The organism is Alicyclobacillus acidoterrestris (assembly GCF_022674245.1).
GTDB lineage: Bacteria > Bacillota > Bacilli > Alicyclobacillales > Alicyclobacillaceae > Alicyclobacillus > Alicyclobacillus acidoterrestris.
The window spans coordinates 1928980-1944167 of record NZ_CP080467.1; the positions used below are offsets into that span (position 1 = coordinate 1928980).

The following is a 15188-nucleotide window of genomic DNA, read 5'->3' on the forward strand; positions in this document are numbered from 1 at the left end:
GAACGGCGGATCGGGCGTGGCTGGCGCTGGAGCGGCCGGATTAAGGCAGAAAATCTGCCTTATGTGTGACTTTTTTGTGAACTGGGAGTGTTTAAGGTCATAAAACGACCTTATTGTGCGTCAGATACCGTATTTGAGGGTGCCAGGGGCCCAATAAGGCACTTTTTCGACCTTATGTATGCCTTCAATGCCCTGCGTGTCTTAATAAGACAACTTGGGCGCCCAACTCCGATCCTCTTCCTTCAAAAAGCCGCATTCCTTGCCTACAAAAGAAAAAGGCCAGGCAATTCGGCAGGAAATTTCGATGTTTTTTCGTTCGACGGAAGGACTTTGACGTTGTGGGACGAACACATATATTTGTGGTGAGTTGTGGGGCAAAGTGGGGAATCTAGACGCGAGGGTGGAACACAAATGTTTATGGGGGAGTTCGAACATTCGCTTGACGCGAAGGGCCGGTTAACCGTACCGGTCAAATTTCGCGACGAACTCGGTGCCCAATTTGTGGTTACCCGCGGCCTGGATAAATGCTTGTTCGTATACCCCATGGAAGAGTGGCGGATATTAGAATCCAAGTTGAAGGCATTGCCGATGACGCGGGGAGACGCCCGCTCCTTTGTGCGGTTTTTCTTCTCAGGGGCCTCTGAATGCGAATTGGACAAACAAGGCCGCATTCTGTTGCCGCAAAAATTGCGGGACTACGCGGGATTGGACAAGGATTGCACGCTAATCGGCGTCTCCAACCGCGTGGAGATTTGGGATTCGAATGTTTGGGCCGCATACGCGACGGAAGCAGAGACCTCGTTTGCGGACATCGCTGAAAACCTGGTCGATTTCTCGTTCTGACGCGATAAATAGGGAGAGTCAAACTTGGATTTTAATCACGAAACCGTTCTATTAAAAGAGACTGTTGACGCGGTCAAACCGCGCGACGGAGGTTTGTATATTGATGCGACGCTCGGTGGCGGGGGGCATACACAGCGCTTGCTCGAGCAAAGTGCGCCCACTGGTCAGGTGATGGCATTTGACCAGGACGAAACGGCGATTCGCAACGCCAATGAACGCTTTGCTGGTGTGTTGAATCGGCTGACTATCGTGCACAGCAATTTTTGCGAGATGGCCGAACATGCGCGATTGCACGGCTTTGCGCAGGTCGATGGCATTATTTTCGATCTCGGCGTGTCCTCTCCACAGTTTGATATTGCACAGCGCGGTTTCAGTTATCGTCAGGAAGGACCGCTCGATATGCGGATGGACAGGCGACAGACGACGACCGCGGAAGATTTGGTCAACGAGTTGGAGCAAGAGGAACTCGCGCGTATTTTCTTTCGCTATGGGGAAGAGAAGTACAGTCGGGCTATCGCACGAAGGATTGTTGAGGCGCGAGCGCAATCCCGCATCACGTCGACGACGCAGTTGGCCGACATCATCAAAGCGGCGATTCCAGCCGCGGCCAGGCGGACGGGACCACATCCGGCCCGTCGCGTGTTTCAAGCGATTCGTATCGCCGTCAACGATGAGTTGTCTGTCCTCGAACAGGGGTTGGAGTCTGCTTTTTCCCTGCTCGCTCCGGGTGGTCGTTTAGCCGTCATCAGTTTTCACTCGTTGGAGGACAGAATCGTCAAACAAACCTTCAAAGATTTTGCCACTGGTTGTATTTGCCCACCGGAAATGCCGATTTGCACTTGTGGAAGAACGCCTGCCGGCAAACTTGTGACGCGCAAGCCAATCGAGCCGTCGCAGAGCGAGCAAACGAACAATCCGCGAGCGAGGTCAGCAAAACTTCGGGTGATTGAAAAGATATAGGTCCAGCGTGTCGAGCGTACGACGTTGTCGATAAGGTGATTGGATGAAGAGTGGAGGTTGACACGATTATGGGACTGGCCCAAGAACAAATCGGGAATTCGCGGATTGACCAGGCAGTTCGTTCGCCGCAAAGAGGGGAGCAGAATCAGCGTCAGCGAGAGGAGCTGCGCCGGCGCGCGCGCCTCTTGAACCGACTCAGCCTTGGATTTTGCTGTGCTGTTTGCTTTTTCGCAGTTTGGTTGGTCGCCGCGAAAGGGGCGTCCATTTACAGCATGAATTACCAAAATAGTCGACTTCAGGCGCAGGTTGCTCAGCAACAGGCCGACAATGCGAATCTGTCTTCACAGATTGCTGCAGATAAGGACCCGGCCAACATTCTCGCGAAGGCGAAGAAATTGGGTCTGCAGAAACCGACGAAAACAGTGACTATCCCGACTACTGAATCTGGGAAGTGATGAGTTTTGCCAACGTACAACTCCGGTTGGAAGTCAAATCGCAACCAGCCCAAACGTAAATCCAGCCGGAACAAGAAGCGAATGTGGGCGTTGCAGGGAAGCCTCGTCCTAGCGCTGTCCGTTGTGCTATGGCGGGTATACGATGTACAAAAAGTCTATGGAAAGCAGTTGAAGGGCGACGAAGCGAAGGCTGTCGATGCCAACACCACGCTTTTGGCGCAGCGAGGTTCGATTCTCGATGCACAAGGCAACTCCCTGGCGTTCGACGTGTCTGCATCCTATGTCGATATTGAGACAACGGATTTGAAAAAGTACTTGCCGAGCGCTGCATCCATCCTCGCGCCGATTCTTGGCTCTTCCGTCGATGATGTGACCAAATTGTTGTCGACCGATGCAGCTTGGGTGCGCCTGCCGCAACCTGTGTTGGCGTCGACCAAAAGTAAGCTGCAGGCGGTGTTTGCGAAACACGCGTGGGCGCCGAACGATAAAGCGACCAACTGGAGCGGTGAAATCACCTTCACCCCAACGGAAGAGCGAAAGTATCCGTTCAAGGATTTTGCGGCGAATACACTGGGCTATGTTCAGGGCGGATCGGGCGAAGCGGGCGTAGAGTACGAGTACAACCAGGAACTGGCGGGGCAGAATGGGTCTCTCAGCTATCAGCGCGACAGCGAGGGATTTCCGCTTCCTGGCAGCGTGCATGTGACGAAACCAGCCAAGCCAGGAGACAGTGTACAGCTCACGTTGGACGAAAACATCCAGGGCTTCGTCGAGAACGTCATGGATCAAATTGTTCAAAAATATCGGCCACAAAATGCCGCGATTATTGTTACCAACCCGAATACTGGCGCCATTTTGGCGATGTCCAGCCGCCCAACCTACGACCCGAACGAGTACTGGAAGACGCCAGATGCGCTCTCGCAAAACTGGGCTGTCACGAGCACCTTCGAGCCAGGTTCCACGTTTAAGCCGTTTGTGTTGGCGGCGGCGTTGGCGACAGGCTCCGTCTCACTCTACCAGACCTATGAATCGGGTCAGACGACCATCGATGGAACGACCATTCACGATTGGAACTTATCGGGTTGGGGAACACTCACCTACCAGCAGGCGTTGGAGGAGTCGAGTAACGTCGGGTTCGCGAAAATCGCCGAGGCGTTGGGTTGGAACAACATGAACAAGTATTTGAACTTGTTCGGTTTTACACAGCCCACCGGTGTCGACCTCCCCAACGAAGGACACTCGTTGTTGTTCTCGGCTAGTAATCAGGGCCCTGTTCAGTTGGCTACCTCCGGGTTTGGCCAGGGGATCGCGGTGACGCCATTGCAGCAAATGGCGGCGATGGGGGTCATTGCGAACGGCGGCAAGCTGATGAAACCCTACGTCGCGAGTAAAATCATCTCGCCGGACGGCAAGACCATCAAGCAATTTGAGCCGACGGTCGTCCGTCAGAATTTCATCCCGCAGAGCGTCCTCGATGAAGTGAAGCAGACGATGGTGCTCGACGTGTCGGATCCAAAGTATGGTCTCGATGCTGTGGCGAAGATACCGGGGTACGAAGTGGCCGGCAAGACGGGGACCGCGCAGGTGGCTGATCCGAAAACTGGTCAGTACTACAGTGATCGTTTTATTACCTCGTTTATGGGCTTCGCACCAGCGAACGACCCAAAAGTCGAGGTGTATGTGACAGTCGACTACCCGAAGACGCCGGAAGCGTTGACGTGGGGTAGCTCAATTGCCGCGCCGTATGCGCGCACGATTATCAAAGATTGCTTGCAGTATTATCACGTGCCGCCAACAGGGGATGTCCAGTCGGCTTCAGAAGTCACGCTGTCCGGCGCCGGGAAGGTTTCGTACGTGGAGACGCCAAGCATTGTCGGGCTCTCGGAGCAGTCTGCAGAAGCGAAGTTGAAAGCACTTGGCTTGACCGCTATGTTTGCTGGAGAGTCGGGTACGGTCACGAAACAGTGGCCTGCCGCAGGCGTCCAAGTGGCCAAGGGCAGCAAAATGTACGGATTACTCAGCACAAACGCCGGGGACAAAGTCGCTGTGCCGAACCTCATCGGATTGTCCCTTCGCGACGCGACCAATCTGCTCGCCGCGCTATCGCTCAGTATCAAGCCGACGGGGTCTGGATTTGTCTCCTCGCAATCGATACCGGCGGGTTCGCAAATCGCGACAGGTACGACCGTTCCCGTCACGTTGAAGTCATAAGCTGATGGTCGGTCCGCTGGCTGTTGTAGTAACTTTGTGGTTTGTCCCACAGCAGTTGGTCCAACCAAGCCGTTTGTCCAATAGATGTTGTTGAACCCGACTCGGCCGCGTGCCGGTCGGGTTCCGTCGTGCTCTCTCTCGCTGTCGTCTCACCTTCGCGCTTCTATAGGAGAAGTTGTCCGCATAGGATAATTCCGATGAACGAGCTTGGAGGCGAACGACGTGCGAGTGACTCGTGGAATGATGCGGCGCCGGTTGGTGTGGCTTCTGTTGCTATTACTGTTGGCCATCGCGGCATTGGCTGGTAGACTCGTGTTTGTTCAGATTTTGCAGAATAAGTGGCTGTCCACAAAGGCGCAGAACCTGTGGCAACGGACGGTTCCGTTATCGGGCACACGCGGGAGCATTCTCGATAGCGCGGGCCAGCCGCTGACGTACACCGCGTCGGCGCCATCCGTGTTGGTCGTGCCTGCCCAGGTGAAGGACAAGGAGGGGACGGCGAGGAAGCTCGCGCCGATTCTCGGCATGTCGGAGGACAAGGTCCTCGCCACCTTGAAGAAGCATAGTTCGATAGAGTATCTGCGACCAGGTGGACGCAAAATCAGCGAGCAACAAGTGCAGCAAATTCGCGATTTGAAACTTTCCGGCATCTACATTACCGAAGATGGAAAACGCGCGTATCCATACGGCGACCTAGCGGCGCAGGTACTGGGTATCACGGGTTCCGAGAACCAGGGCCTCACCGGAATTGAGAAAGAGTACGACAGTCAATTGACGGGTGGCAAGGGCGGCATTACGTTTTACGCCAAGGCGAACGGCGAATTGTTGCCGGGGCAAGGCGAGTCAGTGGAACCAGCAACGGATGGCGACGACGTCAAATTGACGCTCAATCTGCAAATTCAGCAGTACGTGCAGCGAGAAATTGAACAAGCCGTCGCGGAGTACAATCCAGACAGCGTCACCGCGATTGTCGAAGACCCGCAAACCGGTGCGATTGAGGCGATGGCGAATTATCCTACGTTTCAACCCGCAGATTGGCAAGACTACCCGTCGTCTACCTATAATCGCAATCTCGCCATTTGGCAGACGTTTGAGCCGGGGTCGACGTTTAAGATTGTGACGTTATCTGCTGCTATGCAAGAGAATAAGGTCAATTTGAAGGACGGCTTTTATGATCCGGGCTACTATGAAGTCGCAGGTCACCGCATCCGTTGTTGGAAGGCTGGCGGCCATGGATCAGAGACGTTCCTCAACGTCGTGGAAAACTCTTGTAACCCTGGCTTTATCGCCTTGGGCGAACGCCTGGGCAAAACGACGCTTTTTTCGTATATTAAAAAGTTCGGATTTGGCCAGAAGACCGGCATCGACCTGCCTGGCGAAGGCAACGGTATCCTCTTTAAGGAGAGCAAAGTCGGTCCACTGGAACTGGCGACAACCGCATTTGGTCAAGGCGTCTCGGTGACGCCAATTCAACAGGTGATGGCGCTTGGCGCCGTGGCCAATGGCGGCAAGCTGATGAAGCCGTACGTCGTACAAGACGTGCAAGACCACGATACGGGTCAAGTCGTTTCCGAGACGAAGCCGACGGTGGTGCGGCAGGTGATTTCCAGCAACACGGCGGCGCAGGTGCGCAGCGCGCTCGAAAGTGTCGTGGCGCAGGGCAGCGGTGGCAAGGCGTTCAAACCCGGTCTGCGCATTGCCGGCAAGACGGGGACCGCGCAGGTCGCCAAGAATGGGCGTTACGAGTCAGGCCACTACATCGTCTCGTTTATTGGCATGGCACCTGCGAACAATCCGAAGTTGATCGCTTACATCGCCATTGACAACCCGCATCCGAAAAACGGCGTGGTATTTGGCGGCGTGATCGCGGCGCCAATTGTTGGTAACATCCTCGCCGACGGCCTGGAAGAGCTCGGGGTCGAGCCGACGACGAATGGGATTCCGAAGAAATACAAGTATGGCGATGCTATCCCTGTGGAAGTTCCGAACTTCGTGGGACTCAGTTTGAAAGATGCGAAACAATTGGCGCTGCAGAACACTTCGAACCTGCGTGTTCAAATTCAAGGTACCGGTAACACCGTGGTTGCGCAGTCGCCGGCGGGGGGGAGCACGGTCGATGAGGGATCGACCATCCGCTTGATTTTAGGAGACGGCCCGGCACAGACGTCGATTGACAAGAAGAAGCAAAACCAATAGAGTGGGCATGGACTTAAGGGGTTTTGTCACACAGGAGGGACGTTCATGCGGTTACGGGAATTGCTTCAACCGCTGATATCATACGAATTGGAAGGGAATCGAGACGTCGACGTCGTGGGCATCGAGGCGGACTCGCGGCGGGTCGAGCCAGGATTTTTGTTCGTCGCGGTGCCTGGGTTCACGGTGGACGGTCACGATTTTGCTCAGCAGGCCGTAGACAAAGGCGCCGTAGCGCTCCTGGTCGAACGCCGGTTGCCGGCGTTAGACGTGCCGCAGGTCGTTGTGCCGAACACCTTATTCGCGTCGGCCATTTTGGCCGACGTACTGTATCGTCACCCTTCCCAGCACTTGCGCATGGTCGGGGTGACAGGGACCAACGGCAAGACGACGGTCACCCACATTATCCGGCACATCTTCGAGTCTGCCGGGCGGCCGACAGGGCTTTTGGGCACGGTCGGCGGGGTGATTGGGGACGAGACGTTTGCGGTCGCCAACACGACGCCACACGCTGTCGAGGTGCAGGGTTTTTTGCGCAAGGTCCTGGAAAAGGGCTGCACGCACGGCGTCATGGAAGTGTCGTCGCACGCGTTGGTCGAAGGGCGCGTGGCCGGTGTCGACTACGATATTGCGGTATTCACGAATTTATCACAAGATCACCTCGATTTTCACGGGACGATGGACGCGTATGCGCGGGCGAAAGCGCTGTTGTTTGCGCGACTTGGCAATACATACGGCGATACGCTGAACAATTGTAAATATGCCATCGTCAATTTGGACGACGAATACGCGTCGATACTCACGGAAGCGACCGTGGCCCCGGTTTTGACGTACGGGTTGGCTGAGGCTGCAAATGTGCGGGCGTCCAATCTCGTTCTGACACACGAGGGCGCGTCGATGACTGTTACGACGCCATCGGAGACATTTGATGTCAAAACCGGGCTCATCGGTCGATTTAATGTCTACAACACGCTTGCGGCCATCGCTGTTGCACTGGTTGAACAGATTCCTGTATCCAGTATCCAAAGCGCCCTTGCGACGTATCCTGGTGTGCCAGGGCGGTGTGAGCGCGTGGACGAGGGGCAGCCATTTGGCGTGTTTGTCGATTATGCACATACGCCTGACGGACTCGAGAACGTCCTGCTGAGCATTCGCGAATTCGCAAAAGGACGGGTCATCTGTGTCGTCGGCTGCGGCGGGGATAGGGACAAGACGAAGCGGCCGCTGATGGCACAGACCGCGCTCAAGTTGAGCGATAGTGCCATCTTTACGAGCGATAACCCGCGGACTGAAGATCCGGAAAGCATCCTCGACGACATGGAGGCAGGTCTTCCCGAAGGCGCTGTGTATCGACGCTTGGTGGATAGGCGGGAGGCGATTCGCGCAGCGATATTCGATGCGCAGGCAAATGACGTCGTCGTTATCGCCGGAAAAGGCCACGAGGATTACCAAATCCTCGGTCGGACTAAAATTCACTTTGATGATCGGGAAGAGGCGCGGCAAGCGCTTCGCGCACGGTTGTCCGAGACATCGTTCTAGGAGGCACTCTGGTGGACTTACGAGCTTTATTTTTTACGGCCATTGCGGCATTCGCCATTGCATTGTTGCTTGGCCCGATTTCAATTCCAATCCTTCATCGACTGAAATTTGGTCAATCGATTCGCGAGGAGGGCCCACAGCATCACAAGGCGAAGGCGGGCACGCCGACGATGGGCGGCGTCATTATCCTCCTGGCTGTGATTCTCACGACGCTGAAGTTTGCTTTTGACAGCCTCGACACGCTGATGCTTTTGTTGGCGACAGTCGGGTTTGGTTTGATTGGCTTTGCGGATGACTTCATCAAAATCATCAAGAAGCGGAATCTCGGCCTCACGGCGAAGCAAAAGTTGCTGTTCCAAGGCATTGTCACGATTCTCTTGTTCATTTTGCTGTGGTACCGTCAAGGGGCAGATCACTCGTTTGGCGTGCATATCCCATTTTCGAACTGGGTGGTTCCACTTGGCATTTTCTACGTCTTGTTCTTGCTCATCGTGCTGGTCGGTACGACGAATGCCGTCAACTTGACAGACGGTCTCGACGGACTCCTGTCCGGCTGTGCCATTATGGTGTTTGCGGCATACGCGTTTTACGCATACTGGCATACCAACTACGATGCGGCGCTGTTTTGTGCGGCGATGGTCGGCGCGCTTGGCGGATTTCTCGCGTTCAACCGACATCCGGCAAAAGTGTTCATGGGCGATACGGGTTCACTGGCCATTGGTGGCGGTCTGGCGATGGTCGCCGTGCTCACGCACAGTGAACTGGCATTGATTCTGTTTGGCCTGGTGTTCGTCGTCGAGGCGCTGTCGGTGATGATTCAGGTTTTTTCGTACAAGACGTTTGGCCGCCGCGTGTTTAAAATGAGTCCACTGCACCACCACTTTGAATTAGTGGGTTGGTCGGAGTGGGAAGTCGTGCTGGTCTTTTGGCTGGCCGCGTTTATCTGTGCGTTTGGTACGCTGGCTTTGGTTTCTCGATAAAGGATAGTTTGATATAGACATACCACATAAAGGATGAAGAACGATGCGTCTGGATATTACGGTTCGTGACCAATGGTTAACGCGCAAAGGGGCGGTTTTGGTGGTCGGCTACGCCAAAAGTGGGGCCGCCGCCGCGGAGTTGCTGACACGACACGGTTTTCAGGTGACGGTCAACGAACGCCTTGCCCGCCCGGATTCCGACGAAACCCTCGAACGCCTGGAACGCGCAGGCGTTCGTTTTGTATTTGGGGGACACCCACTGACACTTGCGGACACTCCGTGGCAGTTTGTCGTCAAAAACCCCGGCATCCCCTACCAAATGCCACTGATTGCAGCCCTTCAAGAGAACCACATCCCCATTTTTACGGAGATTGAGATCGCCAGCTGGTTTGCGGCGTCGCCCTTCTATGCCATTACGGGATCGAACGGAAAGACGACCACCACCACGCTGGTCGGTGAGATGCTTGCGGCTTCAAAGATGCATCCAGCCGTCGCGGGAAACATCGGCACGGTGGTCTCTGGTCTGGTCGATAAGCTTCGCGCTGAGCAACCCGTCGTGCTGGAAGTGTCCAGTTTTCAGTTGCTTGGGACAGAGTGGTTCCATCCGCGGATTGCCGCTTTGCTGAACTTCTTCCCGGCCCACCTCGACTACCATGGGACCTTTGAGGCGTACCAGGCGGCGAAATGGCGCATGTTTCAAAACATGGGTGCAGGCGATGTGGCTGTGCTCAATCGAGATCAGCCGTTGGTCGCCGACGGGGCCAAACACCTCGCGCCAAAGATTCATTGGTTTAGCACGGAGCATGCAGACTTCGACCATGGTGCCACCGTCGTCGATGGTCACATCACGTTGGTGAAGGATGGGGCCCCGCGCGCGCTATTGCCTGTCGCCGAGATGGCGCTCAAGGGGCATCACAATCTGCAGAACTTGTTGGCGGCAGCGTGCGTGGCCCAGGCCGCAGGGGCGAGCGACGAAGCCATTGCGCATGTCGCCCGGACGTTCCAAGGCGTCGAGCACCGCTTGGAGTTGGTGCGCGTTCTCGATGGTATTCGCTTTTACAACGATTCGAAGGCGACGAACCCAGATGCCTGCAAGCAGGCGCTTCAGGCATTTGACAAAGACGTCGTCTGGATTGCTGGCGGTTTAGATAGAGGAATTTCCTTCGAGCCGCTCGAGGACTATCTGCGCGAGCGCGTCAAAGCCGCCATCTTGCTCGGCCAGACGAAAGAACAACTCGCCGCCACTTGTCAATCGGCAGGGGTGCCGGATGTGACGCTCGTCGAATCGCTCGACGAGGCGGTGCGTGCGGCTCGTGCCCGGGCAAAAGCGGGGGATGTCGTCCTCTTGTCGCCAGCCTGTGCGAGCTGGGATATGTTTACGTCATTCGAAGTCAGGGGAAGCATGTTCAAAGAAGCCGTGCATAGACTGTAAGAGGTTGTCCGAAGTGGCAGGGGCGCGCAAACTCGCGGTGCCTGCGGCTTTGCGCCCCGAGTGTCGCGCCCACTGCTTCGGACCTGAAGGTACGCATGAGGCACCGCCTTGGTTGGTCGCTTCATGCGCTTGAGGAGGGGCATCCATCCGTGCTTCGATCCCGCACGTCTAGCACATCTCGAAATTCCGTTGACTTCGTGATTGTCGGTGTCATCATCATGCTTTTGTGCCTTGGCATCGTCATGGTCTACAGTGCGTCGAACGTGATTGCTGCCAACAAATTTGACGATCCCTTCTTTTACCCCAAACGCCAGCTCATCTGGGCCATTCTCGGCATTATCGCGATGTTCTGGTTCTCTCGCTACGATTACCACAACTTGCGCAAGCACGCGTCGAAAATCGCTATCGCCAGTTTCGCGATGCTCGTCCTGGTGCTGATTGTTGGTGTGAACCGGGGCGGATCGAAAGCGTGGCTGGGCATTGGGTCACTCGGCATTCAGCCTTCGGAGTTCGCGAAACTCGGCTTGATTGTCTTTCTCGCGCATATGCTGTGTGACGCGGGCGAGCGGATGCAGTCGTTTTGGCGTGGTTTCGTCCCGCCGCTCGCGACGGCGGTTGCTGCCGTGGGCCTGATAATGTTGGAGCCCGATTTGGGACAGAGTGTCGTCATCATGGGCACCACGCTCTTGATGATGTTCGCGGCAGGCACGCGCATGGCGCACCTCGGCGGCTTTTTCGGCGTCGGCCTCCTCGGCTTCGGCGGCCTCGTCGCGGCGGCACCGTACCGCATGCAGCGCGTGGTGGCGTTTCTCGACCCATGGAAGTATCCGAAGGACGAGGGCTATCAAATCATTCAATCGCTCTACGCACTCGGATCCGGCGGCATCCTCGGCCTCGGCCTCGGCAACAGCCGTCAGAAGTTCATGTACCTGCCGGAGCCGCAGACCGATTTTATTTTCTCGATCATCGGCGAGGAACTCGGTTTTCTCGGCGGACTCTCACTGCTCTTGCTGTTCGGCTTGCTCGTATGGCGCGGCGTGCGAATCGCCATCTACGCGCCGGATGAGTTTGGGTCTTTACTTGGCGTGGGCATTACTGGCATGATTGCAGTGCAAGTGCTGATCAATATCGGGGTGGTCACTGGATCCATGCCGGCCACGGGCATCACGCTGCCGTTTATCAGCTACGGCGGATCATCGTTGACCCTGATTTTGTCCGGCGTGGGGATCCTGTTGAATATTTCGAAGCAAGCGGTATTTCCGCATCGGTGAGCTTCGTCATCCTCGGCAGAGGTGAGAATTGGATGAAAGTTGTATTTACTGGTGGAGGGACAGGCGGGCACATTTATCCCGCCTTGTCCCTTTGGCGCTATATGCAGACGCAAGATGACGCCCTGGAGGCCTACTACATTGGTACCACGCAGGGGCTTGAGCAGTCGATTGTGAATCAGCTCGACATTCCCTTCGAAACGGTCGAAGCGGCAGGTCTCAAGCGGCAGATATCCTTCAGTGCGGTACGCACGCTTCTGAAGACGGCGCGCGGCTATTTTCAGGCGAAGCGCCTCTTGAAGCGCTGGCGCCCAGACGTCGTCGTCGGCACCGGTGGATTCGTCACGCTGCCTGTGATCTTTGCGGCCCACGCGCTACATATTCCAAGTGTCGTCTGGGAGGGCAACGCGCGCCCGGGCCTCACGAACCAACTCTGTGCCGCGCGCACGAGCGCCGTCGCGATTTCCTTTGAGGACAGTGCGCGATTTTTCGCCAAGGCCAAACGCGTGGAGTTGACCGGCAACCCGCGCGCGAGCGAAGTGCTTCAGGTAGATCCGGCGGCTGTGCGGGCGGCGCGCGACGAGTATCGCATCTTGCGCGACCAGAAGGTGATTCTCATCTTCCTTGGCAGCCGGGGTTCCGAATCGGTCAATGAGGTGCTCGCGAAGGTGTTACCGCGCTTCGCCGCGCATCCGGACTGGCGCGTGTTGTTCGTGACGGGCGACAAGCACTACGACCGAGTGGCTTCGAGCGTGCCTGAGTTGCCGCACAACGTGTCGCTCATCCCGTTTATCTACAACATGCCGAGCCTGCTTCCACACGTAGATTTGCTCGTTAGCCGCGCTGGCAGCAGCACGCTGGCGGAAATTTCGGCCTTGGGCATCGCCTCTATCTTGATTCCAAGCCCATACGTGACGGCCAATCACCAAGAGGAGAACGCCAAACGGCTCGTCGCCAAAGGAGCGGCGGCGCTTCTGCGCGAACAGGACTTGACGGAGGATTCGCTCTTCGCCGCCATCGAAGAGCAGATGGGCGCACAGGCCCTGCGCGAGATGAAGGTCGCGGCGCGCCAATTTGGCACGCCAGACGCGGTGGAGCGACTGTACCGCCTGGTGATGGACGTGACGCGGTAGAACGGCGGGTTCGGCGGGATCGGGCGTGGGGCGGCGCGGACCGGGCCGTTAAGGCATGAAATTTACCCTATTTGGCGAGAACGGGGCGGATCGAATGGAATAAGGTCGCGAATGTGCCTTATTCACCGCGATAACGCGTCATTTCGGGGGCTAGCCAGGATTTAAGGTAGTTTTTCTGCGCTATTTGGCAGACTGTCGGTAGCGTCAAGAAGTCTGTGTAAATCCGCATGTAGGAATCAGGGGAGATCCTCATCATTGCGAGTCTTCGTGTTTTTTAAGTCTCTTCGTTGAATATTCCGAACAGGCACCTTGCTGTCTTGTACGTTACCAAGGTAAATATATCCATCCCTCACGTCTTACAGCCTGAGTGGGAGGGGTGAATGGCCTTTGGCCAGAGGGGAGGAGCGAAGCGGCTTCCCCTGTGCAGAGCCTGTGGAGCTTGTGGGCAACCCTATTCTTGGGTTGTCCATCAAATCCACAGGCTTTATTTCGTTTCCTCAGTACCGTACCTTTCAGCAAACATCTCACGGAGGCGCTTCTGGGTACCTGTATCCGCAAATCCCCGCAAGGCGCGTTTCGACCATTTCTCGTTATAGCCTGTTGCGAACAGATACACGATCTTCTCAGCCGCCTCAAGGTTCGCGATGCTATTCATTGGCTTGACTCTCTTGCGGATTTCCTTAATTGTCCGCTCGATCGCGTTAGTCGTATAGATAGCATACCGTATCGCTGCAGGGTACTTATAGAAGACCAGGAGGTTGTCCAAGTCCTCTCGCCACGACTGCACCTCACGTGGGTACTTCGCGTTCCACTTGCTCTCGAATTGCCTGAAGCATCCTAGCGCTTCCTCGTAGGTCTCACTGGAATATACGCCCTTCAAATCCGCAAGAACCGTTGCCTTGTCCTTGGCTCGGACTTTCACAATGATGTTGCGTAATTTGTGAACAACACAGCGTTGGAAATCGGCCTTCGGGTAGACGGATAAGAAGGCTTCCTGCAGTCCGGTCAACCCATCTGCTACACCAATCAGGATTTCCTCAAGCCCACGCGCACGCAGATCATTGAAAATCTCTCGGCAAGATGTAGCGCTCTCCGTGCCACCCACATAGTAGCCAAGGATTTCTCGGTGTCCATCCTCATCAATTCCCATCACGACATAGATGGATTCGTTGTCCACGGTATCCCGCTTGAGCGCCACATACATCCCATCCATGTACACGACAGAGTACCGTCGTTTTAAGGGGCGCTTGCGCCAAGCATCTACATCCTGTAATACGATATTCGTGATGTTGCTAATGGTGGTCGGCGAGTATTGAACACCAAGCATCCGTTCAATGAATTGCCCCACCTCACGCGTACTCATACCGCCCTTGTACATTGCGATGATGGTTTCTTCCAACCAAGCATCTCGCCGACTATACGGCTCAAATATGCTGGTTTGAAACTCACCTTCCCGGTCTCGAGGAACATGTAAATCCTCAATCCGCCCAAACCGTGTATCCAGCGTCCTCGTGTAATATCCGTTGCGACTGTTCTTCAATTCCGGATGCTCTACCGTCAGGAAGTTGTGGATCTCCTCACGCATAATGAGCTCCAAACGCTCTTGGATGAACTTCGACATTTCCATTTCCAGTTGTGCGGCAAGCAACTCTTTGTTAGTCTGATACAAAGTAGGGTCATCTCCTCTGGACTTCAGCAATCTTGAGGATACCCTACTTTTCCTATTTTGTGGACTGCTTACACAAACTATTTTACGCCATCAGACTGTCACGGGTATGACGTAGATAAGGCACATTTCGTGCCTTAATCGACAGTTCGGCTCCACTTGCGCGGGCTGTCGGGCCTTATGGCGTTGGCTCGATCCCGGCGCCTCGCCCCCAAGGCGCGAATCCACGGCAGGCCCATGCTTCACGGTCGATCCGCCGGGTTCCAAGCGCGCCACCCGGCCCCCCGGTCCACTCCGCCCGGCGCCCCGGCCCCCACGCGCTCCACCCGGCCGTCCCAGGCCTACGCCCTCGGCCGTCGACGTATCCAGGATCCACCTCGCAAAAATCCCTTTCATTCTCAGGTAAATCCGCTACAATAGGAGACAGCCGTGCACGGGGCAAGCTGACCGTGCTCATTTTGTGTGTGCGTCTGTACATACGGGAACCTGCGCGAGTGCGCGTGCGAGC

General features: G+C 55.9%; 11 protein-coding genes. 10 read left to right on the top strand and 1 reads right to left on the bottom strand.

Going from position 1 to position 15188, the window contains the following annotated elements:
* Positions 1-411: 411 nt before the first annotated feature.
* The 10 genes from mraZ to murG all read left to right on the top strand — a co-directional run bounded on the left by mraZ (position 412) and on the right by murG (position 13014).
* Positions 412-843 (top strand): division/cell wall cluster transcriptional repressor MraZ, encoded by a 432-nt coding sequence (gene mraZ, locus K1I37_RS09050; protein WP_021297434.1) that lies wholly within the window; start codon positions 412-414, stop codon positions 841-843.
* Positions 844-867: 24 nt separating this feature from the next.
* A complete protein-coding gene (gene rsmH, locus K1I37_RS09055; protein ID WP_021297435.1) occupies positions 868-1803 on the top strand; it encodes a 16S rRNA (cytosine(1402)-N(4))-methyltransferase RsmH in 936 nt (311 codons plus the stop codon).
* Between the two features lie 68 nt (positions 1804-1871).
* Complete coding sequence (locus tag K1I37_RS09060; protein ID WP_021297436.1) at positions 1872-2258, top strand: septum formation initiator family protein; 387 nt, start codon at positions 1872-1874, stop codon at positions 2256-2258.
* Positions 2259-2264: 6 nt separating this feature from the next.
* Complete coding sequence (locus K1I37_RS09065; protein WP_021297437.1) at positions 2265-4469, top strand: peptidoglycan D,D-transpeptidase FtsI family protein; 2205 nt, start codon at positions 2265-2267, stop codon at positions 4467-4469.
* Between the two features lie 222 nt (positions 4470-4691).
* Positions 4692-6665: a stage V sporulation protein D gene (locus tag K1I37_RS09070; protein WP_021297438.1), complete on the top strand. Its 1974-nt coding sequence runs from the start codon at positions 4692-4694 to the stop codon at positions 6663-6665.
* A gap of 45 nt (positions 6666-6710) precedes the next feature.
* Positions 6711-8201: a UDP-N-acetylmuramoyl-L-alanyl-D-glutamate--2,6-diaminopimelate ligase gene (locus K1I37_RS09075; protein ID WP_021297439.1), complete on the top strand. Its 1491-nt coding sequence runs from the start codon at positions 6711-6713 to the stop codon at positions 8199-8201.
* Between the two features lie 11 nt (positions 8202-8212).
* Positions 8213-9181, top strand: coding sequence for a phospho-N-acetylmuramoyl-pentapeptide-transferase (mraY, locus tag K1I37_RS09080; protein ID WP_021297440.1), 969 nt, complete (start codon positions 8213-8215; stop codon positions 9179-9181).
* Between the two features lie 43 nt (positions 9182-9224).
* Positions 9225-10613, top strand: a complete 1389-nt coding sequence (gene murD / locus K1I37_RS09085; RefSeq protein ID WP_021297441.1) for a UDP-N-acetylmuramoyl-L-alanine--D-glutamate ligase — start codon at positions 9225-9227, stop codon at positions 10611-10613.
* Between the two features lie 149 nt (positions 10614-10762).
* Positions 10763-11884, top strand: a complete 1122-nt coding sequence (gene spoVE / locus K1I37_RS09090) for a stage V sporulation protein E (RefSeq protein WP_021297442.1) — start codon at positions 10763-10765, stop codon at positions 11882-11884.
* A 32-nt stretch (positions 11885-11916) separates the two neighbouring features.
* The gene (gene murG, locus K1I37_RS09095; protein ID WP_021297443.1) at positions 11917-13014 is read left to right on the top strand and encodes an undecaprenyldiphospho-muramoylpentapeptide beta-N-acetylglucosaminyltransferase; all 1098 of its coding nucleotides are present in this window, start codon (positions 11917-11919) and stop codon (positions 13012-13014) included.
* A gap of 484 nt (positions 13015-13498) precedes the next feature.
* Here the strand turns inward: murG and K1I37_RS09100 are convergent, their stop codons facing one another.
* Positions 13499-14683, bottom strand: a complete 1185-nt coding sequence (locus tag K1I37_RS09100) for an IS256 family transposase (protein ID WP_272496358.1) — start codon at positions 14681-14683, stop codon at positions 13499-13501.
* Between the last annotated feature and the right edge of the window lie 505 nt (positions 14684-15188).